This window comes from Pseudomonas sp. RV120224-01b (assembly GCF_003208145.1).
GTDB lineage: Bacteria > Pseudomonadota > Gammaproteobacteria > Pseudomonadales > Pseudomonadaceae > Aquipseudomonas > Aquipseudomonas monteilii.
In genome coordinates this window covers 88,930-110,914 of record NZ_QKMQ01000016.1, presented here as the reverse complement: position 1 = coordinate 110,914, position 21,985 = coordinate 88,930, and the positions used below count along the sequence as shown (strand labels likewise).

The following is a 21,985-nucleotide window of genomic DNA, read 5'->3' as shown; positions in this document are numbered from 1 at the left end:
AGAAATTCTCAAAAGCACATTTCAAGAGATAAGAGCATGCGTCCCCTGCATACGGAAGCCCCCCGCCGTTGCGTTTTCCTCATATTTTCCATGCGCTTTTCGCAAGCCTGGCGCAGGCCCGCATGCCGCCTGATTTATGCTTTTCAGTTACTAAAAAATGAAGTTTTGATCTTTGTAGGTTCTAACCAGACCTGCCTAGCTTCTGGCCAAAGCGCCGGCCATCGCCGGTGGCAGCCTGCCAAGGAGCCTTGCCATGAAAACCCCGTTGCGCCACCTCGTCACCGCCCTTGGGCTGGCCTTCACCCTCAGCGCCCAGGCGGCCGAGCCCGCCAAGCCTGAAAGCATCCGCATCGCCGTACCCGACCTCAGCGCCGGCAGCAAGCCCAGCGCGGGCGGCGTAGTCGATGTATTGCGTGACCAGCAGTTGCTGGAGAAGGAATTCGCCAAGGATGGCATCCGCATCGACTGGCACTTCTTCAAGGGGGCCGGCCCCGTGGTGAACGAGGCGTTGGCCAATGGCCAGGCCGACTTTGCCTACCTGGGTGACCTGGCCGCGATCGTTGGCAAGGCCAATGGCCTGGATACCCGCGTGCTGACGGCGGGCGTGCGTGGGGTCAAGAGCTACCTGGGCGTGGTGCCTGGCTCTGGCATCAAGACCCTGCACGACCTCAAGGGCAAGCGCGTAGCGGTGTTCCGCGGCACAGCCAACCAGCTGTCGTTCGCCAGCGCCCTGGCCAGCCAAGGGCTGACCGAGCGTGAGCTGAAGGTGATCAACCTGGACTTCAACGCCGCCAACGCTGCGCTGGCGGCCAAGCAGATAGACGCCACCTGGGGTCTGTCCAACCTGCTGTCGCTGCGTGAACGCGGACTGGTCGAGCTGCCGGTCAACTCGCGGGACCTCGAAGGCGCCGGCAGTACCCAGGCAGTGCTGCTGGGCACGGGTGACTTCATCCGCAAGTACCCCGAACTGGTCCAGCGGCTGGTCAACGCCCAAGAGCAGGCCAGTACCTGGCTGCGTGACGAACATAACCGCGACGCCTACATCAACCTGGTGGCCAACAACGCCAACTGGCCACGCAGCATCCTCAGCGATGACCTGGCCAAGGAAGACCTCGCCCACTACTTCGACCCACGCCTGGACGCCGAATTCGTCGGCCAGTTGCAGCAGGGCGTCGACCTGGCAGCCAAGGAGCGGCTTATCCGCCGTGGCTTCCAGGTTGCCGACTGGATCGAACCGCGCTTTCTCGATGCCGCGCTGAAACAGGAACAGGCCGTGCAGGCCGCCCGCTGAAGCCGAACAACCCGACAACAACCGCAAGGACCACGACCATGAGCAATGCCGCCCTGGCCACCGCGCCACAAACCCTCGAACTCGACATTCACCCGGTTGCCGGCCGTATCGGCGCCGAAATCCGCGGTGTGCAACTGTCTGCCGACCTCGATGCCGCCACCCTGGACGCCATTCAGGCGGCGCTGGTGAAGCACAAGGTGATCTTCTTCCGTGGCCAGACCCACCTGGATGATCAGAGCCAGGAAGCCTTCGCCAAGCTGCTTGGCGAGCCGGTCGCCCACCCCACCGTGCCGGTGGTGGACGGCACCAGCTACCTGCTGCAACTCGATGGCGCCGAAGGCCAGCGGGCAAACTCCTGGCACACTGACGTGACCTTCGTCGACGCCTACCCCAAGGCCTCGATCCTGCGCAGCGTGGTGGCGCCGGCTTCGGGTGGCGATACCGTGTGGGCCAACACCGCTGCGGCCTATCAGGAGTTGCCCGAGCCGCTGCGTGAGCTGGCCGACAAGCTGTGGGCGGTGCACAGCAACGAATACGACTACGCCAGCATCAAGCCCGATGTGGACCCGGCCAAGCTGGAGCGCTATCGCAAGGTATTCACATCGACCGTTTACGAGACCGAGCACCCGGTGGTGCGCGTGCACCCGATCAGTGGCGAGCGGGCGCTGCAACTGGGGCATTTCGTGAAGCGCATCAAGGGTTATTCGCTGGCGGATTCGCAGCACCTGTTTGCGGTGTTGCAGGGGCATGTGACGCGCCTGGAGAACACCGTGCGCTGGCGCTGGCAGGCGGGGGATGTGGCGATCTGGGATAACCGGGCGACGCAGCATTATGCGGTGGATGATTACGGGACCCAGCCACGGGTGGTGCGCCGGGTGACGTTGGCGGGTGAGGTGCCGGTGGGGGTTGATGGGCAGTTGAGCCGAACTACGCGTAAAGGCTGATATCGCCGGGGGCCGCTTTGCGGCCCTTTCGCGACACAAGGCCGCTCCCACAAAAGCACGGCGTACGCCGGTCCATTGTGGGAGCGGCCTTGTGTCGCGAAACGGGGGCAAAGCCCCCGCCAGCTACAACTCGGTATCACAGGCAATCAGCTGCCTGACCAGCCCTTGAGCCAATGGCGATAGCCCATACCCCACCCGGCTCACCACCCCATAGCGGGTATAGAACGTCTCCTCCTGCTCCGCTGTCAGGTCCGCCAGCTTCAGCGCCACCAGTCCCCGCTCCATCTGATACGGCCGCAAATTGGCATTGCAGGCAATGCCAATGGTGTCCGAATGCATCACCACATTCAGCAACGCATAGCCATGCTCGCACTCCACTGATGGCAGGAAATCCTGCCGCCCGCTCAGGTCGCTGAGGATTTTGCGGATATTCGGCGGCCTGAAGGTCGTGGCCAGCGGGTAGTCGAACAGGTCACGCGCCTGCACGCTCTCCTGTTCGGTCAGCGGGTGCCCGGCGCGGCAGCAGAAATGCCAGCGTTGCGGGGCCAGCTTGTGCACCTGGTAATCCGGGTCGGACTCGAACTGGCGGGTGTCGGCAACAAAGAACTCGATCTCTTCGGCAACCAGCTTGCGGTTCAGCGCCTGCCAGTTGTCCACCTGAAAGCACGTGCGCGCCGCCGGGTACTCGGCCACGAAGCGCGCCACCGCTCGTGGCACCAACCCTCCGGCCGGTGCCGGGCCGGAGCCGAAACGCACCACGCCCGTGGTGGCGCCGTTGAACTGGTGGATTTCGTTGACCAGGTTGTGCGCCCCATGCACCAGCCGCCGCGAATGCTCCAGCACCAACAGGCCTTGGCGGGTGGGTGCCAGCTCTTTGCTGGCGCGGTCCACCAGGCGGCAGCCAATGTTGTGCTCCAGGGTCTGGATGCTGCGGCTGAACGCCGATTGCGACAGGTTCACGGCAGCCGCAGCGGCCACGAAACTGCGGTGCTCGACAAGGGCGATGTAGTGGCGCAACTGACGCAGATCGATATGCATTTTCTACATTAAAACCTTCGGTCAAATGCAATTGCTGACAAGGGTGAGTCCCCTTATAAAGGGAGTTGCTTATTCCACTAAATATGAATTACAAATATTTATATCACTTAAAAGAATATAAGCCCAACTGACCGCGATTCGGTTCCGCCAACGGAAATGCTCGCCAGGGCCCATGCCTCAAGGAGCATTTGCATGTCCGGACTTTCCCGTTGGCCTGCGCGCGCGTCGCGTTTCACCTTGCAACCCTTGGCCGCTGGCGTGCTGCTGGCGGCGTCCGCTGGCAGCTTCGCCGAAGAGCCGGTCAGTGCCACCCCGGCAGTGGAACAGGAAGCCAAGCTTGGCACCGTCACGGTCAATGCCCGCCGCCGCGAAGAAACCGCGCAAAGTGTGCCCACACCAATCAGCGTGCTCGACAGCGAGACATTGGAAACCCAGCGCATCTACCGTGTGCAGGATCTGCAACAGCTGGTGCCCAGCACCAACGTCGCCTACGTGCATGCCCGCCAGTCGAGCATCTCGATCCGCGGCCTGGGCAACAACCCGGCCAGCGATGGTTTGGAGGGCAGCGTCGGCATCTACCTGGATAACGTCTACCTCGGTCGCCCCGGCATGGCGGTGTTCGACCTGCTGGACGTGGAGCAACTGGAGGTGCTGCGCGGCCCGCAGGGCACGCTGTTTGGCAAGAACACCACGGCCGGGGTGCTCAACATCACCACGCGCAAACCCACCTTCCACCGCGAGGGCAGCATCCAGCAGTCGATTGGCGAAGACGGCTACCTGCAAACGCAAGGCAGCTTCTCGGGGCCGATCAGCGAGACCTTGGCCGGGCGTATCAGTGCCTACCGCACCGAAGACGATGGCTATGTGAAGAACATCCACAACGGCGACGACCTCAACGGCGGCAAGCGCCAGGGCTTTCGTACGCAGTTGCTGTTCAAGCCCAGCGACACCTTCAACCTGCGCTGGATCGGCGAGTACAACGAGGAGGACTCCAACAATGGCATCCTCAGCCTGTACAGCACCGGCCCCACCATCAATGGCGTCAACCGCTACGAAAGCCTGGCCGCCCAGGCGGGCGCGACGCTGGTGTCGGGCAAGGACCGCAAGGTCAATTTCGACGCCGACCAGCAGGTAACGGTGTTCCAGGGTGGCACCTCGGTGGAGGCCAACTGGACGTTGCCCAACGACTTCACCCTGACTTCGATCACCGCCTACCGCTGGTGGGACTTCACCCCGCGCAACGACGATGGCCTGAACGTGCCGGTGTTCTACAGCGCCGGGGTATCGGTGCGTGACAAGCAGTACTCGCAGGAAATCCGCCTGGCTTCGCCCACCGGTGGCGCCTTCGACTATGTGCTGGGGGCGTACTACTTCAAGCAGGACCTGGACAACAAGTCCTTCACTTATTACGGACCGCAGGCGGATGTCTGGAACCTGACGCCCGTCGGTGCCTTGAACAATGTCGACACCATCGGCAACGGCCACATCGACACCGACAGCTACGCGCTGTTCGCCCAGGGCACCTGGCATGTCACCGACCGCCTGGATTTCACTGCCGGCATTCGCGGTACCTATGAGGAGAAGAGCGCCTGGGTAACCCGCGATGCACCAAGCGGCGGTGCGGCTGTAACGGGTGCTGCTGCAGCGGCGCGGCAGGCCCGGATAGGTGCCTACGATTCGGGCGACCTCAACCAGTACAGCTTCAGCCCCTCCGGCCTGCTGGGCCTGAGCTACCGCTTCAACGAGCAGCTGCTGGGCTACGCCACCCTGACTCACGGCGAGAAGTCTGGCGGCGTCAACCTCACTGTCGGCGCTGCGCCACGGCTGGGCACCGACTCGCTGCTGGTCGGTACCGAGCGGGTCAATAATGCCGAGCTGGGCTTGAAAAGCACCCTGTTAGACGGCCGCCTGCAACTCAACAGCAACCTGTTCTGGGCCGAAGTACATGGCTACCAGGCCAACGTCTACGACCAGATCAACCGCGTGCAATACCTGGCCAACGCCGGCCGCGTACGCTCGCGAGGCCTGGAGTTCGAGGCCACGGCGCTGCCGATCCGCGGCCTTACCGTCAACTTCAACGGGTCGTGGAACGATGTGCGCTACACCGAGTACAAGGATGCCCCGTGCCCACCTGAGGTGAGCCTGGCTAATGCCACCGCCACCTGCGACTTGTCCGGCCACCAGGTGGTCGGTGCCTCCAAGTACATCGCCAACCTCAACACCCAATACAAATGGCAGGCCACCGAGCACGTAGAACCCTACGTCACTGCCAGCTACGCCTTCCGCTCGAAGGCGGTGGGCACCATCGACGATTCCGATTTCGGCCAGATCCCCAGCTACGCGCTGGTCAACCTTTCCGCCGGAGTGCGCCTGGACCAGGGCGACGGCGTAGTCGACCTGTCGCTGTGGGTGAAAAACGCCGGCGACAAAACCTATTTCACCAGCCTGTGGAACTCCGCCAACGGTGGCTATGCCGGTGTACTCGGCACCCCGCGCACCTTCGGCGCAACTGCCCGTTACGACTTCTGAGCACAAGGAGCTTTGCCATGAATGCCAAGACTGAAACCCCTGCATTGCCTGAGGGCGCCTGCCTGACCGCGAAAGTGCCGGAGCGCGACGAAGCGCTGCTGGGGGACGTGGTCGTCAACCCGTACCGCCTGGCGCCGTTGACCGCGATCATCCGGGACGGTGGCCGCAGCCTGAGTGACGCGCATGTGCGCGTATTGGGGCGCGGCGAGCGCGGTGTGGACATTGCCTATGAAGTGTCTGACCGCTCGTTGTGGACCTACGGCGGTATCCCCGTGTTCGGTTTGTACCCGGACTACGTCAATCAGGTGGAAGTGACCTATAAGCTCGACGGCGAGCGTATTCGCCAGCAATACCAGATCTACGCCCCGGCCGTGCGCCTGCCGGTGGTGGCGAAGCAGACCGCTGCGTTGCCGGAAGTGGAGCCGATCAAGGTGGCGCCGGGCTTTGAAAAGCGCCTTTACCTGTTCAACCACTTGCAGGGCGATATTCCTGGGGGCCGTGCCTTCAAATGGAACGCACTGGGCGGTGCGGCGGAATGGGACCAGGTGGGCAACAACTGGATCGCCGACAGCAACGGCGATGTGCGCTGGTACCTGGACATCGAGCAGATCCACGATTCCAACCGCCGCGATGGCCTGGGCGGCACCATGGGCTTCCAGCAGACCCGCGACGGCAAGCTGATCTGGGGCCAGGGCCAGACCTATTCCAAGTACGACTTGCTGGGGCGGCGTATCTGGCAGCGCACGCTGCCCGACAAGTTCGCCGATTTCTCCCATGAAATTCGCGAGACTACCAATGGCACTTATCTGCTGCGGGTGGGTACCAGCGACTATCGCCGCCCGGACGGTAAGCGCGTACGTTCGATCCGCGACCACATCATCGAGGTTAACGAGGCCGGGGATGTGCTGGACTTCTGGGACCTCAACCAGATCCTCGATCCGTATCGAGGCGACTTGCTGGAAACCTTGGGCAAGGCCGCCATTCAGTTGCCGGAAGGGGTGCAGAAGCAAGACGAGCGGCTGGCAAATGAACTGGCCGAAGGTGATTTGCCCTTTGGTGACACCCCCGGCGTGGGCACCGGGCGCAACTGGGCGCACGTCAATGCCATCGACTACGACGCCGATGACGACAGCATCATCGTTTCAGCACGGCACCAGGGCGTGGCGAAGATCGGCCGCGACAAGCAGGTGAAATGGATTCTTGCCTCGCCCCAAGGCTGGCCGCAGCATCTGCGTGAGAAGGTGCTGAATCCGGTCGAGCGCGAAGGTTTTGACTGGTCGTGGACCCAGCACACCGCCTGGCTGACCGGCAAGGGCACGCTGACCGTGTTCGACAACGGCTGGGGCCGCGACTTTGCACCGACCAAACTGAGCGGCAACTACAGCCGGGCGGTGGAATACCGCATCGACGAAGCCAAGGGCACCGTCGAGCAGGTGTGGGAGTACGGCAAGGAGCGCGGCGACGAGTGGTACAGCCCGGTAACATCGGTGGTGGCCTACCGGCCCGAGACCGACACCCAGTTCATTTACTCGGCCTCGGTTAATTTCCTGACCCCCGAAAAACTGACCACGACCGTGCTCAACGAGGTACGGCGCGGGACCCAGGAGGTGCTGGTGGAGCTGAAGGTGCACAGCCGACAGCCGGGCAGTGTCGGCTACCGGGCACTGGTGATCGACCTGGCCAAGGCCTTCTGACACATCCCTGCCGGGAGGGCCGTCGGTCCTCCCTTCACATTTCTTTCAGCTTGTTCGTCTAACCTGTACCGGCCCTATCGCCGGCAAGCCAGCTCCCACAGGGACCCCACAAAATTCAGCACCTGTGCAGTCCCTGTGGGAGCTGGCTTGCCGGCGATAGGGCCAGTTGCCACAGCACAAAATTGTGAAATTTCCGCCCGGCTGTTCAACCATTCGTTCTTTTTTTCGAACAGCCTATTGTCCAACACCCCAGCAGCCGCTTAGCATTCGTTTGAGATTTCAAACGCTCGATGCCCTGCCTTGGGCGCTTTTCAACAATCAACAATTCGGGAAGCCGACATGCAGCTCAAAGACGCTCAGTTGTTCCGCCAGCAAGCCTATATCAATGGTGAGTGGCTGGATGCGGACAACGGCCAGACCATCAAGGTGACCAACCCGGCCACCGGTGAAGTCATCGGTACCGTGCCGAAGATGGGCACCGCGGAAACCCGCCGCGCCATCGAAGCCGCCGACAAGGCCCTGCCGGCCTGGCGTGCCCTGACCGCCAAGGAGCGTTCGGCCAAGCTGCGTCGCTGGTTCGAACTGATGATCGAGAACCAGGACGACCTGGCTCGCCTGATGACCACCGAGCAAGGCAAGCCACTGGCCGAAGCCAAGGGCGAAATCGCCTACGCTGCCTCGTTCATCGAGTGGTTCGCCGAAGAAGCCAAGCGCGTCTACGGTGACACCATCCCTGGCCACCAGCCAGACAAGCGTCTGATCGTCATCAAGCAGCCAATCGGCGTTACCGCGGCCATCACCCCGTGGAACTTCCCGGCCGCCATGATCACCCGTAAAGCCGGCCCGGCCCTGGCCGCTGGCTGCACCATGGTGCTCAAGCCTGCTTCGCAAACCCCATACTCCGCCCTGGCCCTGGTCGAGCTGGCCCACCGTGCCGGTATCCCGGCTGGCGTGCTGAGCGTCGTGACCGGCAGCGCTGGCGAAGTTGGCGGCGAGCTGACTGGCAACTCCCTGGTACGCAAGCTGTCCTTCACCGGCTCGACCGAAATCGGTCGCCAGCTGATGGAAGAATGCGCCAAGGACATCAAGAAGGTTTCCCTGGAGCTGGGTGGCAACGCCCCGTTCATCGTGTTCGACGACGCCGATCTGGACAAGGCGGTCGAGGGCGCGATCATCTCCAAGTACCGTAACAACGGCCAGACCTGCGTCTGTGCCAACCGTATCTACGTGCAGGACGGCGTCTACGACGCGTTTGCCCAGAAGCTGGCCGCCGCTGTTGCCAAGCTGAAGATCGGTAACGGCCTGGAAGAAGGCACCACCACTGGCCCGCTGATCGACGGTAAAGCTGTCGCCAAGGTTCAGGAACACATCGAAGACGCCGTTGGCAAAGGCGCCAAGGTGCTGTCCGGTGGCAAGATCATCGAAGGCAACTTCTTCGAGCCGACCATCCTGGTTGACGTACCGAAGACCGCTGCCGTCGCCAAGGAAGAGACCTTCGGCCCACTGGCGCCGCTGTTCCGCTTCAAAGACGAAGCCGAAGTCATCGCCATGTCCAACGACACCGAGTTCGGCCTGGCTTCGTACTTCTACGCCCGCGACATGAGCCGTGTATTCCGTGTTGCCGAAGCCCTGGAATACGGCATGGTAGGTATCAACACCGGCCTGATCTCCAACGAAGTGGCACCGTTCGGTGGCATCAAGGCTTCGGGCCTGGGCCGCGAAGGTTCCAAGTACGGTATCGAGGACTACCTCGAAATCAAATACCTGTGCATCAGCGTCTGATAGCACGGTAAAGGCTTTACCTCTGCCAGCGGGGCGCGAGAGCGACGTCTCGCTGGCCTTTTTTACATCGCAGTACCTGGTGGCCAGGGCGTTTGCGGCAGTCGATCAACGAATACTGTTCGCGAGCACTCCCAGCCACCCCCGAATAAAAGCGCCATTCCTGTCGGCGCAATGAGGGCATTATGAGCAAGACCAACGAATCCTTGATGCAACGTCGTGTAGCTGCCGTCCCACGTGGCGTCGGCCAAATCCACCCGATCTTCGTCGACACCGCGAAGAACTCGACCGTGATCGACGTTGAAGGCCGCGAACTGATCGACTTCGCCGGCGGCATCGCAGTACTGAACACCGGCCACCTGCACCCGAAAGTGGTTGCAGCCGTGCAAGATCAGCTGACCAAAGTCAGCCACACCTGCTTCCAGGTGCTGGCCTACGAACCCTACGTAGAACTGTGCGAAAAGATCAACAAGCTGGTACCAGGCGACTTCGACAAGAAGACCCTGCTGGTCACCACCGGCTCCGAAGCCGTTGAAAACGCCGTAAAAATCGCCCGTGCCGCCACTGGCCGCGCTGGCGTCATCGCCTTCACCGGCGGCTACCACGGCCGTACCATGATGACCCTGGGCCTGACCGGCAAGGTCGTGCCGTACTCCGCTGGCATGGGCCTGATGCCAGGCGGCATCTTCCGCGCCCTGTTCCCGAGCGAACTGCACGGTATCAGCGTTGACGACGCCATCGCCTCGGTCGAGCGCATCTTCAAGAACGACGCCGAGCCACGCGACATCGCCGCGATCATCCTCGAGCCAGTACAAGGCGAAGGCGGCTTCCTGCCAGCGCCGAAAGAGCTGATGAAGCGCCTGCGCGAGCTGTGCGACAAGCACGGTATCCTGCTGATCGCCGACGAAGTACAGACCGGCGCTGGCCGTACCGGTACCTTCTTCGCCATGGAACAGATGGGCGTTGCGCCTGACCTGACCACCTTCGCCAAGTCCATCGCTGGCGGCTTCCCGCTGGCCGGTGTGTGCGGCAAGGCCGAGTACATGGATGCCATCGCGCCAGGCGGCCTGGGCGGCACCTACGCCGGTTCGCCGATCGCTTGCGCCGCGGCCTTGGCCGTGATCGAAGTGTTCGAAGAAGAGAAACTGCTGGACCGCAGCAAGGCTGTGGGTGAGCGCCTGACCACTGGCCTGCGCGAAATCCAGAAGAAGTTCCCGATCATCGGCGACGTCCGTGGTCTGGGCTCGATGATTGCTGTCGAAGTCTTCGAGAAAGGCACTCACACCCCGAACGCTGCTGCTGTTGGCCAGGTTGTTGCCAAGGCACGCGACAAGGGTCTGATCCTGCTGTCCTGCGGCACCTACGGCAACGTCCTGCGTATCCTGGTACCGCTGACTGCCGAAGACGCCCTGCTGGACAAAGGCCTGGCCATCATCGAAGAGTGCTTCGCTGAACTCGCTTGATGTGACACGCTTCAGAAAAAACCCGCCTCGGCGGGTTTTTTTTGTGCCCAGAAAAGCCATGGGGCGCTATCGTTAGCGGAGGATTTGCTTTGGAAGCTGCGACGGACTGTGTGTCAGGCTAATCAGGAGCTGTTGGCGATGAGCGCTGCAAACCCCACCGCACCAAACGTACTGATTGTCGAGGGCGATCCTTGGGTACGTGACATGCTCAGCGAAATGCTGCTCAGCGTACGCTGTGATGCCCGGTTGCATGTATGCGCCGACGGTTCGCAGGCACTCAACCTGTTGGCCAACAAACCTGACCTGATCATCGCCGCCCGCGAGCTGGCCGGTGTCGACGGCCTGGACCTGTTGCGCAAGGTCCGCGCCAAAGGGCCGGAGTTGCCGTTCATCCTCATGAGCAACCGCAGCGACAGCGCCAGCGTGCGCGAAACATTGCCGCTGCACCCTACCGCCTACCTGAGCAAGCCGCTGAACCTGGACAACCTGCGCAAGCGCCTGGAAGAGCTGCTGGTGGCGGTTGGCGAGGAAATCGCCTGCCCGGTCCCTGCCTTGCAGCCCGGTGCCAGCCTGCCGGCCTACCTTGAGCAACGCCGCGCTACTGCCGATGGTGGGCCGTTGCTGGCGGATGTGCAGGTAGCGATCAAGCGCGCGCTCAACCCTCAGGGCCTGAACCTGAAGGTGCTCGAAGAGGAAGTGCGTAACGACCCTCAGGTTACCGCTGTGTTGATTGCCGCCGCCAACAGCGCCGCGCTGCACCGTGACGCCCCGGTACAAACGTTGCTGCAGGCCTTGAACAAGCTTGGCAGTACCCAGAGCATGAACCTGATCCTGGGCATGACCCTCAAGCGCAGCGCACGCCTCAGCGACCCGTTGCTGGCGGAACATGCCGCCCGTTACTGGGACCTGTCGCTGCACACTGCCGAATATGGCCGTACCTTGGCGCGCATGCTCGAACTGGACGAAGGGCGTTGTTATTGCGCGGGTTTGCTGCATTGCCTGGGTGACCTGGCGGTGTTGCGTTGCCTGCAGGAGTGGCGCCTGGCCGGCGGCGAGCTGGACGAGGGCAAGGTGCAGCTGTCGCTTGACGAATTTGGTGCTGCGTTCGGCTCGGCGCTGCGTACCCGCTGGCGCTTGCCGTTGGCGCTGCGGGAGTTGATCGCGGCCATTTACCAGCTTGGCGGTGGCGTGTATTCGCGGGAGATTCTGGCCATGAACCTGGCTGGGCAGTTGTCGCGGCTGCCGGCCGAACAGGGAATGGAGAAGGTGGCCAGTGGCAAGACGGCGCGGTTACTCAAGCTTGGGTTGCCAGAGCTGAACCGGCTGCGCAAGGTGGAAAACCCGGAGTTGAAGCCGCAGCAAGAGCCGCCTGTGGCTGAGACTGAAGTGTCCAACTGAGATTTTGGGGCCGCTTTGCGGCCCATCGCCGGCAAGCCAGGCTCCCACAGGTACAGCGCAATGCCTGAGGGGTGCACCGTACCTGTGGGAGCCTGGCTTGCCGGCGATGGGCTGCGCAGCAGCCCCATTTATTCTCGGCATCGCCTGAGTCGCGGGTAATGCGTCAGCCGCGGACTATCTGGTTCTTGCCCTGCCGCTTTGCCTGGTACATCGCCGCGTCAGCCCGGGCATACAGGCTATCCAGCGTCACATCTTCATCCGTCAGCGCAGTTAGCCCCTGGCTCACCGTCACCCCGTACACCTGCTCTTCATGGCTAAAGCTCAAACGCTGGATCGCCCGCTGCAAGCGCTCGGCAATCTGTTCTGCCGCGTGGGCATCGCAACCCGGGAACACCGCCGCAAATTCCTCGCCACCAATACGCCCGAACAAGTCGCCACGGCGTAGCACGGCCTTGCCGCTGTCGGCGATGCGTTGCAGCACCTGGTCGCCTTCCTGGTGGCCGTAGCTGTCGTTGATGCGCTTGAAATCATCGATATCCAGCAACAGGAAGGCCAGCGGCGTACCGGCTTCGCGGGCGTTGTCGAAGGCTTGCTGGGCACACTCGAAAAAGTGCCTGCGGTTGCTGCTCTGGGTCAGCACGTCAGTGGTGGCCAGGCGTTGCAACTCGCCTTCAAGCTGCTTCTTTTCGGTGATGTCTTCGGCGATGCCGACAATGATCACCCGGTCGCCGTCGTGCTGCTGGTTGATGTAGCACTTGTCGCTCAGCCAGCGCAGTTGGCCGTCGGCATTGAGAATGCGGTATTCGCGGTCTTCCACCGAGCCCTTGAGCAGCACCTGGGCCAGGCTGCGCTCGGCGTACTCCAGGTCGTCGGGGTAGATGCTGTCGCGCCATTCGTTGTAGTCGGCCAGCACCAGGCTGACCGGGCGGCCGAAGATTCGCTCGTAGGCGGGGCTGACGTACAGCACCTGGCGGGTTTCCCAGTCGAAAGCCCAGAGCACCGCATTGACGCTGTCGAGCAGTGAACTGAACAGTTGCTCGCGTTCGCTCAGGCGGGCGACTTCGCCTTGGGCGTGGAGCAAGGCCAGCAGGGTCTGGGCGGCTTCAGGAGGCGGGGTACCGGGCAGGATCGTGGGGATGTTCTTGGCCATGTGCACGAATCAGGTCTCGACTTGAAAGCGTGCGGCCAGCATCCTGCCCGCCACGCGGGCGATGTGCGAGTTTGAGTGGTGGCGAGGGGGCGAAGTTCCGAACGGCATGCCCCGAAAGGGGGCATGCCGACTAACGGCGGTCAGGCGCCGGAGGGGCGTAGGGAATAGGTTTTCAGCTGCGCTGCGAAGTCGCGCAGGGCATGAATGCCGCTGGTTTCGGCCTCGTGTACCCAGTCCTTCATGGCCGCTAGCATGTCGTGCCCGTTGGCGCTGGTACGCGCCCAGATCTGCTGCAGGGCCAGGCGCTTTTCGTAAATGGTCTTCAACGCCTGGCTGTGCGCAAGCATGGACTCGATGCGCATGTGGTGGCGGTCTTCCAGCAGGCTGGTTTCACGCGACAGCAGGCGCTTGGCGCGGCGGAAGTGGTGACTTACCGAGGCGTCTACCCGGGCCAGCTCCTGCTTGACCAGCGGGCCGATCACCAGCTTGCGGTACTGCGCCATGATCTGGAAGCGGTTGTTGAGGATGGCCATGGCGGTGTCCATGTCCAGGCTGGCCTTGCCCGCCACCCGGTGAGCGATCGGCGCCACACGCTGCACCTTGGCCAGGCGCAACAGGCAGAACAGGCGTATCCAGGCCCAGCCCATGTCGAATTCCCAGCGTTTGACCGACAGCTTGGCCGAGTTGGGGTAGGTGTGGTGGTTGTTGTGCAGTTCTTCACCTCCAATGACGATGCCCCAAGGCACCAGGTTGGTGGCTGCATCGCGGCATTCGAAGTTGCGATAACCCAGTGCGTGGCCCAGGCCGTTGACCACGCCGGCTGCCCAGAACGGAATCCACATCATCTGCACGGCCCAGATGGTGATACCGATGGTGCCGAACAGCAGCAGGTCGATGACGGCCATCAATGCAATACCGCCCAGCTTGTAGCGCGAATAGAGGTTGCGCTCGATCCAGTCCTCCGGGCAGTTCTTGCCATAAATGCGCAGGGTTTCGGGGTTGCGCGCCTCTTCCCGGTACAGCTCGGCACCCTTGCGCAATACCGTGCTCAGGCCTTTGTGAACAGGGCTGTGCGGGTCGTCGGGGGTTTCGCATTTGGCGTGGTGTTTGCGGTGGACAGCGGTCCACTCGCGTGTGTTCTGCGCCGTGGTCAGCCACAGCCAGAAGCGGAAGAAGTGCTTGAGCGCGCCGTTGAGCTCCAGAGCCCGGTGCGCGGAGTAGCGATGCAGGTAGACCGTGACGCTGACGATGGTCACATGGGTCATCAACAGAGTGATGCCGACCAGTTGCCAGGCCGACAAGTCGAGCAGGCCGTTGTACCACATAGGTGTAAAAACCCTCGGAATGCAGGAGGAGGGGCTGATTATCCCCCGGGAGGGAAATAAAACCAGTCACCCGTTCAGATAGGAGGTCACGACATGTTTCAGCCTTTATACTGCCCCATTATTTCTGATGGGCTATCCCACCCGACATGTCTGTTTCCGTTCGCGACGCCTTGCGCATGGCTGCGCTGTATGTGGTGCTCTCGATCCTCTGGCTGGTGCTGGCCGAGGTGGTGCTGCACGGCATGACTGACGATCCCCTCGCATTGACCGTGGGGCGGCAGATCAATGTGGTGCTGTGGGTGCTGTTCAGTGCCTTGCTGATTTACGTGTCGCGGGTGCGCCTGCTCAATTTCATCGGCCGTGGTGCCCGCTTGCGTTGCGAAGACCGTGAGCGGCTGCGCATGGCGGCTGCGGTGTTCGACAGCACACTCGAAGGGGTGTTGGTCACCGACCGCCAGGGCCTGATCGTGCACGTCAACCGCGCGTTCATGCGCATCACCGGCTACCAGCAGGATGAGGTCATCGGGCAGCGCCCGAACAAGTTCAAGTCAGGCCGCCATGGGTTGCCGTTCTACGAGCAGATCTTCGCCACGCTGGCCGATAAGGGCGAGTGGAGCGGGGAAATCTGGAACCGGCGCAAAAGCGGCGAAATCTACCCGCAATGGCAGACCATTTGCGCCATTCGCGACGACGATGGCGAACTGAGCCATTACGTGGCGGTATTCAGTGATATCAGCGCAATCAAGCATTCGGAGCAGGAACTGGCCTACCTGGCCCACCACGACCCGCTGACCGGTCTGCCCAACCGGCTGCTGTTCACCGACCGCGTCGAGCAGGCTTTGGCGTCGGCCCAGGCCAACAAGCGCGGTTGTGCCCTGTTGCTGCTGGACCTGGACCACTTTCAAAGCATCAACGACGGCCTGGGCCACACCATCGGTGACCAGTTGCTGAAGCTGGTGGGCGAGCGCCTGGGTGAGGTACTGGGTACAGGCGTGACCTTGGCGCGCCTGGGCGGCGACGAATTTGGCGTGCTGGCGGAGAACTGCCAGCAGGTCGGCCAGGCGGGCAAGCTGGCGCAGTGCATCATCGAGCGTATGCGCGAGCCGTTCCAGTTCGATGGCCATCGCCTGTTCATCAGTGTCAGTGCGGGCATCAGCCTGTTCCCCAGCGATGCGTTGAGTGCCGAACAACTGCTGCGCAATGCCGATTCGGCGCTGTTCAAAGCCAAGAGCAACGGGCGGGCGTGCTATGCGCTGTATACCGAAGAACTGACCGCCCATGCCCAGCACCGGGTAGAGACCGCCGGTGAGCTGCGCCGGGCCCTGGAGCAGGATGAGCTGCGGGTGTACTTCCAGCCGGTACATGACCTGGCTTCAGGCCGACAAGTCGGGGTCGAAACGCTGGTGCGCTGGCAGCACCCCCAGCGCGGCCTGGTGCCGCCGGGCGAGTTCATCCCGATTGCCGAGCGCACGGGGCTGATTGCCGAGATCGACACCTGGGTGCTGCGCCAGGCCTGCCGGCAAATGGTGCAATGGCAGGCCGAAGGCCGGCAGCTGGCGTTCGTGGCGGTAAACATCTCCAGCCGCCTGTTTGGCCAGCACGAGTTGTACCGGCAGGTGGCCGAAGTGCTGCACGAGACGGGCCTGGCCCCGGCCCTGCTGGAACTCGAAGTAACCGAAAGCGCAGTGATGGAAGACCCGGAAGTGGCACTGGAGCAGTTGCACCGATTGCGTGAGTTGGGGGTGACCTTGGCCATCGATGACTTTGGCACCGGGTATTCATCGCTGCTGCGGCTCAAGCGTTTGCCGGTGCAGAAGCTGAAAATCGACCAGGGCTTCGTGGCCGGTTTGCCGCATGATGAAGACGACATCGCGATCGTGCGGGTGATCATCGCCCTGGCCCACAGCATGGGTATGCAGGTGCATGCCGAGGGCATCGAGCAGGCAGAGCAGGCCAGCTTCCTGTTGCAGGAGCAGTGTCAGCTGGGGCAGGGCTATTGGTTCGGGCGGCCGGTGCCGGCTGGGGATCTTCGCTGGGATTGAGATCTTGGGGCCGCTTTGTGGCCCATCGCCGGCAAGCCAGCTCCCACAGGTACAGCATAAGGCTGGAGGGCTGCGCGGTAGTTGTGGGAGCTGGCTTGCCGGCGATGGGCGCAAAGCGCCCCCTATCTATCGCTTGTTCAAGCCCTTCGCCAAGCGGTCCCCGCCCAGCTGGATCAACGCCACCAACGCCACCAGCATGGCGATCACGGTCAGCATGATCTGGCTGTCGAAACGCTGGTAGCCATACCGGTAGGCAATATCCCCCAACCCTCCCGCACCAATCGCGCCGGCCATGGCCGAAGAGTTGATCAGGGTTACCAGGGTAATGGTGAAGCCGCCGACAATGCCGGGCAGCGCCTCAGGCAAAAGCACATGCCAGACGATGTGCCAGCGTCGGCAGCCCATGGCCTGCGCAGCTTCCACCAGGCCATGGTCCACTTCGCGCAGGCTGACCTCGGCAATCCGCGCGAAGAACGGTGTGGCGGCAATGGTCAGCGGCACCACCGCCGCCCATACGCCGTAAGTGGTGCCTACCACCAGGCGGGTGAAGGGGATCAGCGCGACCATCAGGATCAGGAACGGGATCGAGCGGAACAGGTTGACGAAGGCGCCCAGCACGCGATTAAGCAGCGGTGCTTCGAAGATGCCACCCTTGTCACTGGTGACCAGCAGCACCGCCATCGGCACCCCTACCAGCAGGGCGATCAGCGACGACACGCCGACCATCAGCAGGGTATCGAGCAAACCTTCCAGCAGGCGATCAAACCACATGGCCCAGTACCTCCACGTCCTCGGCCCAGCGGCGGGCGCGCTCCAGTAATTGATGCGTGTCATGCGGCGAGTGCCGCACCGACAGGATCAGCTGGCCCAAGGCATGTTCGCCAATGGTCTCCACGCCGCCCTGCAGCAGGCGCACACGCCCGCCCAGTTCGTTGAACAGGGCAGACAGTTCAGGCTCGCCCAGCACCGTCAGTTTCAACACCACGGCACTGTCGCGGCTCGCCGGGCTGGCTTGCAGGCCGGCTTGCAGCGCGGCAGGCAGCCTGGCCTGCAGTGGCGCAAGCAAGGTGCGGGTGACCTCGTGGCGAGGCGAACCGAACACCCGCCAGACCTCGCCCTGTTCGACCACTTCGCCACGTTCGAGCACCACCACCCGCTGGCAGATATCGCGGATCACGGCCATTTCGTGGGTGATCAGCACGATGGTCAGCCCCAGGCGCTGGTTGATGTCGCGCAGCAGCTCAAGGATCGAGGCCGTGGTTTCCGGGTCCAGCGCGGAGGTGGCTTCGTCGCACAGCAGAATCTCGGGGTCGTGTACCAGCGCCCGGGCAATACCGACGCGCTGCTTTTGCCCGCCGGACAGCTGCGCCGGGTAGACGTGGTGTTTTTCCTGCAGACCAACCAGCTCCAGCAGTTCACGCACCTTGCGCTGGCGCTCGGCCTTGGCCACGCCGGCCACTTTCAATGGCAACTCGACGTTCTGCCACACGGTTTTGGCCGACATCAGGTTGAAGTGCTGGAAGATCATGCCGATGCGCCGACGCAGCGCCACCAGGCGGTCTTCGTCGAAGGGGGCGATGTCCACCTGATCGATCAGCACCCGGCCCTGGCTGGGTTGCTCCAGCCGGTTGATGGTGCGCAACAGCGATGACTTGCCGGCCCCGCTGCGGCCGATGATGCCGAAGATCTCGCCATGGCGGATGTTCAGGTCGATGCCTCGCAAGGCCGGTTGTGCCTGGCCAGGGTAGGTCTTGCCCAGGCCGATGAAGCGCACATGGGCTTCATTGACCTCCGGGCGCAGGGCCTGTTCCTTGACCGTTGGCGGCAATGGTTGGGGGGTAGGCGCCCTGAGCGCGCTGGCCTGGCTCATGTCAGCCTTCCCAGCCGGCTTGATAGAGCTTGCCGTGGGCTTTGTCGAGCGCTGCACGCACGGCTGGCGAGTGCTGGTAGATGTCAACAAACTTGGCCAGGCGCGGGTCGTCCTTGCTCTGTGGGCGAATGACGAACTGGATCACGTATTCCTTGTTCTCCAGGCCGTCGAACAGCAGCGCAGAGCCTGCGTCGAAGCTGTTGGCCAGGCGGATGTAGGCCGGGTAACCCTGCACCAGGTCGGCGTCATCGTAGGCGCGGACCAGCTGAACCGCCTCGACCTGAAGGATTTTCAGCTTTTTCGGGTTGGCGACGATGTCGTCCTCGGTGGCCTTGTAGCCAACGCCCGGCTTGAGGGTAATCAGCCCGGCCTTGGCCAGCAGTTGCAGGCCACGGCCGCTGTTGATCGGGTCGTTGGCAATGGCCACGCTGGCGCCCTCAGGCAGCTCGGCAAAGCTTTTGTACGTTTTCGAGTACAGGCCAACGTTGTTGATGATGCCGGGTGCGTAAGGCACCAGGTTGAAGCCGGCAGCTGCCTTGGCGTTTTCCAGGAACGGGATGTGCTGGAAGTAGTTCACGTCGATGTCGCCGCTGTTGAGGCTGACGTTGGGTGCGATCCAGTCGCTGAACTCGATGAGCTTCACTTCCAGGCCTTGCTTGTGCGCTTCTTCCACGGCGGCTTCCAGCGGGATCGCAAAGGCCGAGGTGGTGCCGATCTTCAGTGGGTCGGCTGCCAGGGCGTGGGCGGACAGGCCAAGGGTGAGGGCAATGGCCGCGACGGGCCGGAACAGTTTCTCAAGCATGGTGCGGGACTCCAGTCGGGGCAGGGGAAGGGACAAAGCGATAGGCCGAACCAGGGTGATCGGCGGGCAAGTGCGGGTGGTCGGCCTGGAACAGCTTCTCGCGCAGGGTGCCTTCGGCGTAGGCCGTCTTGTAGCGGCCACGCTGCTGCAGTTGCGGGACGACCAGGTCGATGAAGTCTTCGAAGCTTTCCGGGGTGACGGTGCGGGTCAGGTTGAAACCGTCCAGGCCGGTTTCATCAATCCACGCGATCAACTGCTCGGCCACCTGGTCAGGTGAGCCGACCAAGGTTACGTAGCGGCCACCGAGGGCGTGCTGCTCAAGCAGACGGCGGCGGGTCCAGGCGTTGTCTTGTAACTGGCGCGTGGCGGACTGAATGGCGTTGCCCTGGCTGAAGCCGATTGGCTCGTCCAGTTCATAGGCCGCAAAGTCTATGCCGGTGGATGCTGCGAAGTGCGCGACGCCGGCTTCAGGGCTTGCATGGCGCAAGTACTCGGCATGCTTGGCCTGGGCCTCTTGCTCGGTGGCTGCCACGATCACTGTGATACCCATGAACACCTTGATTGCCTGCGGGTCGCGGCCAGCGGCCTGTGCAGCGGCGCGCACCTTGTCGACCTGGGCGCGGGTGGCGGCTTTGTCCTGGCCACTGATGAACACGCATTCGGCATGATTGCCGGCAAAGGCCAGGCCGCGCTGCGAGCTGCCGGCCTGGAACAGCACCGGCGTGCGCTGTGGCGAGGGTTCGCTCAGGTGATAGCCCTCGACGTTGTAGAACTCGCCGTGGTGGCTGACTTTGCGCACCTTGTCGGGCTGGGCGTACACGCGCTGCTGGCGGTCGGCGACCACCGCATCGTCGGCCCAGCTGCCTTCCAGCAGCTTGTACAGCACCTGCAGGTATTCGTCGGCCTGGTCGTAGCGGCGGTCATGCTCCGGTTGCTGCGCCAGGCCCATGGCCCGGGCGGCGCTGTCGAGGTAGCCGGTGACGATGTTCCAGCCCACCCGGCCATTGCTCAGGTGGTCGAGGGTGGAAAGGCGCCGGGCGAACAGGTACGGCGCCTCGTAGGTGAGGTTGGCGGTAAGGCCGAAACCCAGGTGGCGGGTAACTGCTGCCATGGCCGAAACCAGCAGCAGCGGGTCGTTGACCGGCAGCTGGATCGACTCCTTGAGGGTGACGTCCAGCGACTGACCGTAGATGTCGTAGGTACCCACGATGTCGGCAATGAACAGCCCATCGAACAGGCCGCGTTCCAGCAGGCGTGCCAGGTTGGTCCAGTAGTCCAGGGTCTTGTACCGGGTCGAAGTGTCCCGTGGGTGGGTCCACAGCCCATGGTTGATGTGCCCGATGCAGTTCATGTTGAAGGCATTGAGCAGGAGCTGCTTGGCCATCAGATGGTCCCCCGGCGTGGCGGGTTGGCATCGTTGAGGTAGTAATTGCCGATGGCGTGGTACTTCCAGCGCACCGGGTCGTGCAGGGTGTGCACGCGGGCGTTGCGCCAGTGGCGGTCGAGGTTGTGTTCGGCCAGGGTGGCCTGGCTGCCGCCCAGTTCGAACAGGGCGGTACCGGCGGCAAGGGAAATCTCGGTGCTGATGGCCCGTGCTTCGGCCACGGCGATGGAGGCGGCGGCCACATTGTCGGCGGTGCTGTCGTCGCGGGCGCGGTCGAGGTATTCACCGGCGCGTTCCAGCAGGGCCTCGGCGGCGTGCAGGCGGATGGCCAGGTGGCCGAAGCTTTTGAGGGTCAGCGGGTCGTCCGTGGCTTTGTCCAGGCCGGAGTCGACCCACGGGCGGCTGCGGGTACGCACGAAGTGCAGGGCATCTTCATAAGCGGCGCGGGCGATGCCGGTGTCGATGGCGGCATGAAGGATCTGCGCCAGCGGGCCGACCGGGGTAGGGCGCTCGAAGGCGCTCTGGAACGGCACCACGTCGGCAGCGCTGACGTACACGTTGTCGAACACCACCGAGCCACTGCCGGTGGTACGCTGGCCGAAACCGCTCCAGTCGTCGATCACTTGCAGGCCCTGGCTGTCGGCCGGGACGAAGGCCAGCTGCTGTACGCCTTGGTCATCAACGACCGAAGTCGGGATGCGCTGGGCATAAATGGCGCCAGTCGAATAGAACTTGCGGCCGTTGATGCGGAAACCATCACCCTCACGGCTCAGGCGAGTGGTGCGCTCGTTGGCGGTCTTGGTGCCCAGTTCGGCCAGGGCGTTGCCGAAGCGGCTGCCGGCCAGCACTTCGGCGTACAGGCGTTGTTGCTGCTCGGGTGTACCGTTTACCCGTAGCACTTCCAGACCGTAGAAGTGGTTTTGCGGGATTTGCCCGAGCGAGCCGTCGGCCTGGGCGATACGGGCAATGACCTTGGCCAGGGTGACGTTGGACACACCAGCGCCGCCGAAGGCCTTGGGTACGCTGATGGCCCACAGGCCGGAGCGGGTGAACAGCTCCAGTTCGGCGTGGGGCAGGCGGCGCTCGCGGTCGCGCAGGGCGCTGTCGCGGCGCAGTTGCTGGGCGATGTCTTCGGCGACGGCCAGGGCTTGGGCGTCGCTGGTGATGATTCTTGTAGTCATGTTTTTTCTCCGGGGCCCTAGGGGCCGCTTCGCGCCCCAATCGCCGGCAAGCCAGCTCCCACAGGGACCGCACAGGTCTTGAGGTCAGTGCGGTC

The 21,985-nt window shown here is 63.1% G+C and carries 16 protein-coding genes; 8 read left to right on the top strand and 8 right to left on the bottom strand.

Features of this window, described 5'->3' with window-relative positions; all coding sequences use genetic code 11:
* Nucleotides 1-253 precede the first annotated feature (253 nt).
* Together N436_RS21880 and N436_RS21875 are read left to right on the top strand one after the other, a co-directional pair.
* Nucleotides 254-1,291: an ABC transporter substrate-binding protein gene (locus N436_RS21880; RefSeq protein ID WP_110741930.1), complete on the top strand. Its 1,038-nt coding sequence runs from the start codon at nucleotides 254-256 to the stop codon at nucleotides 1,289-1,291.
* Between the two features lie 38 nt (nucleotides 1,292-1,329).
* Nucleotides 1,330-2,235: a TauD/TfdA family dioxygenase gene (locus N436_RS21875; RefSeq protein ID WP_110741929.1), complete on the top strand. Its 906-nt coding sequence runs from the start codon at nucleotides 1,330-1,332 to the stop codon at nucleotides 2,233-2,235.
* 123 nt (nucleotides 2,236-2,358) lie between these two features.
* Here the strand turns inward: N436_RS21875 and N436_RS21870 are convergent, their stop codons facing one another.
* Nucleotides 2,359-3,273 carry a LysR family transcriptional regulator gene (locus N436_RS21870; protein ID WP_105947419.1) on the bottom strand — a complete coding sequence of 305 codons (915 nt, stop codon included), beginning with the start codon at nucleotides 3,271-3,273 and terminating at the stop codon, nucleotides 2,359-2,361.
* Nucleotides 3,274-3,465: 192 nt separating this feature from the next.
* Here N436_RS21870 and N436_RS21865 point away from each other — a divergent pair, with 192 nt between their 5' ends.
* From N436_RS21865 to N436_RS21845, 5 genes are all read left to right on the top strand, one after another.
* Nucleotides 3,466-5,802 (top strand): TonB-dependent receptor, encoded by a 2,337-nt coding sequence (locus N436_RS21865; protein ID WP_110741928.1) that lies wholly within the window; start codon nucleotides 3,466-3,468, stop codon nucleotides 5,800-5,802.
* 17 nt (nucleotides 5,803-5,819) lie between these two features.
* Nucleotides 5,820-7,496 (top strand): aryl-sulfate sulfotransferase, encoded by a 1,677-nt coding sequence (locus N436_RS21860; protein ID WP_105947417.1) that lies wholly within the window; start codon nucleotides 5,820-5,822, stop codon nucleotides 7,494-7,496.
* Nucleotides 7,497-7,835: 339 nt separating this feature from the next.
* Nucleotides 7,836-9,278, top strand: a complete 1,443-nt coding sequence (gene gabD / locus N436_RS21855; RefSeq protein WP_015268576.1) for an NADP-dependent succinate-semialdehyde dehydrogenase — start codon at nucleotides 7,836-7,838, stop codon at nucleotides 9,276-9,278.
* A 182-nt stretch (nucleotides 9,279-9,460) separates the two neighbouring features.
* Nucleotides 9,461-10,738 (top strand): 4-aminobutyrate--2-oxoglutarate transaminase, encoded by a 1,278-nt coding sequence (gene gabT, locus N436_RS21850; RefSeq protein WP_105947416.1) that lies wholly within the window; start codon nucleotides 9,461-9,463, stop codon nucleotides 10,736-10,738.
* 138 nt (nucleotides 10,739-10,876) lie between these two features.
* Nucleotides 10,877-12,136 (top strand): response regulator, encoded by a 1,260-nt coding sequence (locus tag N436_RS21845; RefSeq protein WP_105947415.1) that lies wholly within the window; start codon nucleotides 10,877-10,879, stop codon nucleotides 12,134-12,136.
* 163 nt (nucleotides 12,137-12,299) lie between these two features.
* On the opposite strand, the gene N436_RS21840 is transcribed toward N436_RS21845, so the two are convergent.
* Nucleotides 12,300-13,286: a sensor domain-containing diguanylate cyclase gene (locus N436_RS21840; RefSeq protein WP_105947414.1), complete on the bottom strand. Its 987-nt coding sequence runs from the start codon at nucleotides 13,284-13,286 to the stop codon at nucleotides 12,300-12,302.
* A gap of 140 nt (nucleotides 13,287-13,426) precedes the next feature.
* A complete protein-coding gene (gene desA / locus N436_RS21835; RefSeq protein WP_019096488.1) occupies nucleotides 13,427-14,611 on the bottom strand; it encodes a delta-9 fatty acid desaturase DesA in 1,185 nt (394 codons plus the stop codon).
* 146 nt (nucleotides 14,612-14,757) lie between these two features.
* On the opposite strand from desA, the gene dibA reads away from it, so the two are divergent.
* Entirely contained in the window at nucleotides 14,758-16,653 is a 1,896-nt protein-coding gene (gene dibA / locus N436_RS21830) for a phosphodiesterase DibA (RefSeq protein WP_110741927.1), read from the top strand.
* Between the two features lie 126 nt (nucleotides 16,654-16,779).
* Here dibA and N436_RS21820 read toward each other — a convergent pair whose 3' ends face one another.
* Genes N436_RS21820 through N436_RS21800 form a run of 5 tightly spaced genes read right to left on the bottom strand, consistent with a single transcriptional unit; the run spans nucleotide 16,780 to nucleotide 21,890 of the window.
* Nucleotides 16,780-17,424 (bottom strand): methionine ABC transporter permease, encoded by a 645-nt coding sequence (locus tag N436_RS21820; RefSeq protein WP_008096606.1) that lies wholly within the window; start codon nucleotides 17,422-17,424, stop codon nucleotides 16,780-16,782.
* Nucleotides 17,414-18,523 (bottom strand): methionine ABC transporter ATP-binding protein, encoded by a 1,110-nt coding sequence (locus N436_RS21815; RefSeq protein ID WP_110741925.1) that lies wholly within the window; start codon nucleotides 18,521-18,523, stop codon nucleotides 17,414-17,416. The genes N436_RS21820 and N436_RS21815 overlap by 11 nt, the downstream gene beginning before the upstream one ends.
* 1 nt (nucleotide 18,524) lies before the next feature.
* Nucleotides 18,525-19,325, bottom strand: a complete 801-nt coding sequence (locus tag N436_RS21810; RefSeq protein WP_105947409.1) for a MetQ/NlpA family ABC transporter substrate-binding protein — start codon at nucleotides 19,323-19,325, stop codon at nucleotides 18,525-18,527.
* Nucleotides 19,318-20,709, bottom strand: coding sequence for an LLM class flavin-dependent oxidoreductase (locus N436_RS21805; RefSeq protein ID WP_110741924.1), 1,392 nt, complete (start codon nucleotides 20,707-20,709; stop codon nucleotides 19,318-19,320). Before N436_RS21805 ends, N436_RS21810 begins: the two co-directional genes overlap by 8 nt.
* Nucleotides 20,709-21,890, bottom strand: a complete 1,182-nt coding sequence (locus N436_RS21800) for an SfnB family sulfur acquisition oxidoreductase (RefSeq protein WP_110741923.1) — start codon at nucleotides 21,888-21,890, stop codon at nucleotides 20,709-20,711. The genes N436_RS21805 and N436_RS21800 overlap by 1 nt, the downstream gene beginning before the upstream one ends.
* Nucleotides 21,891-21,985 lie beyond the last annotated feature (95 nt).

Coding starts and splice junctions, on each gene's coding strand:
- N436_RS21880 (WP_110741930.1), top strand. CDS start 254: ATGAAAACCCCGTTGCGCCACCTCGTCACCGCCCTTGGGCTGGCCTTC.
- N436_RS21875 (WP_110741929.1), top strand. CDS start 1,330: ATGAGCAATGCCGCCCTGGCCACCGCGCCACAAACCCTCGAACTCGAC.
- N436_RS21870 (WP_105947419.1), bottom strand. CDS start 3,273: ATGCATATCGATCTGCGTCAGTTGCGCCACTACATCGCCCTTGTCGAG.
- N436_RS21865 (WP_110741928.1), top strand. CDS start 3,466: ATGTCCGGACTTTCCCGTTGGCCTGCGCGCGCGTCGCGTTTCACCTTG.
- N436_RS21860 (WP_105947417.1), top strand. CDS start 5,820: ATGAATGCCAAGACTGAAACCCCTGCATTGCCTGAGGGCGCCTGCCTG.
- gabD (WP_015268576.1), top strand. CDS start 7,836: ATGCAGCTCAAAGACGCTCAGTTGTTCCGCCAGCAAGCCTATATCAAT.
- gabT (WP_105947416.1), top strand. CDS start 9,461: ATGAGCAAGACCAACGAATCCTTGATGCAACGTCGTGTAGCTGCCGTC.
- N436_RS21845 (WP_105947415.1), top strand. CDS start 10,877: ATGAGCGCTGCAAACCCCACCGCACCAAACGTACTGATTGTCGAGGGC.
- N436_RS21840 (WP_105947414.1), bottom strand. CDS start 13,286: ATGGCCAAGAACATCCCCACGATCCTGCCCGGTACCCCGCCTCCTGAA.
- desA (WP_019096488.1), bottom strand. CDS start 14,611: ATGTGGTACAACGGCCTGCTCGACTTGTCGGCCTGGCAACTGGTCGGC.
- dibA (WP_110741927.1), top strand. CDS start 14,758: ATGTCTGTTTCCGTTCGCGACGCCTTGCGCATGGCTGCGCTGTATGTG.
- N436_RS21820 (WP_008096606.1), bottom strand. CDS start 17,424: ATGTGGTTTGATCGCCTGCTGGAAGGTTTGCTCGATACCCTGCTGATG.
- N436_RS21815 (WP_110741925.1), bottom strand. CDS start 18,523: ATGAGCCAGGCCAGCGCGCTCAGGGCGCCTACCCCCCAACCATTGCCG.
- N436_RS21810 (WP_105947409.1), bottom strand. CDS start 19,325: ATGCTTGAGAAACTGTTCCGGCCCGTCGCGGCCATTGCCCTCACCCTT.
- N436_RS21805 (WP_110741924.1), bottom strand. CDS start 20,709: ATGGCCAAGCAGCTCCTGCTCAATGCCTTCAACATGAACTGCATCGGG.
- N436_RS21800 (WP_110741923.1), bottom strand. CDS start 21,890: ATGACTACAAGAATCATCACCAGCGACGCCCAAGCCCTGGCCGTCGCC.